This is a genomic window from Nocardia noduli, from assembly GCF_019038455.1.
Classification (GTDB): Bacteria; Actinomycetota; Actinomycetes; order Mycobacteriales; family Mycobacteriaceae; genus Nocardia; species Nocardia noduli.
This window is the reverse complement of the sequence record NZ_JAFMPL010000316.1, coordinates 1-390: the sequence shown is the minus strand read 5'-3', so window position 1 is coordinate 390 and position 390 is coordinate 1. Positions and strand designations below refer to the sequence as shown.

At 65.9% G+C, this 390-nt stretch carries 1 protein-coding gene; it reads left to right on the top strand.

Going from position 1 to position 390, the window contains the following annotated elements:
• Window positions 1–122: 122 nt before the first annotated feature.
• On the top strand, window positions 123–390 hold a 268-nt coding region (locus JZ792_RS41560; RefSeq protein ID WP_216918466.1), incomplete at its 3' end, for a hypothetical protein.

Below are 390 nucleotides of genomic sequence, written 5' to 3'. Positions count from 1 at the left end.
GTGGGGCTGGTTGCCGGTCGGGGCTCGTAGGGTTTCGTTCCACGAGTGAGACGAGTGGGGGTGATGACGGCCCCGGGGGGCGCGGCTGCTCTGGTCCGTGTTCGTTCCTCGGAGGCGATCTCGTGCGCACCGAGATATCGGGCCTGCTGTTGGGCATCGACGACGTGATCGGCCGGTGGCCGGACATCGGGGATCGATCCGGTCGCGGTGGGGTGAGCGCGTTGGTCGGCTATCGGGAGCTGGTGTCGGAGCGTGTGGGTGTCCGGGGGGTGATCGTCTTGTCGAGAATCCGGTTGTTGTGGGGCGCCGGTTGTTTCGGCAAGGTTCGGCGGCGGGGTGGTGTGTGTTCACGGCTGAGAAATCATGTACCGCTGTCGATTTCGGTGGGGT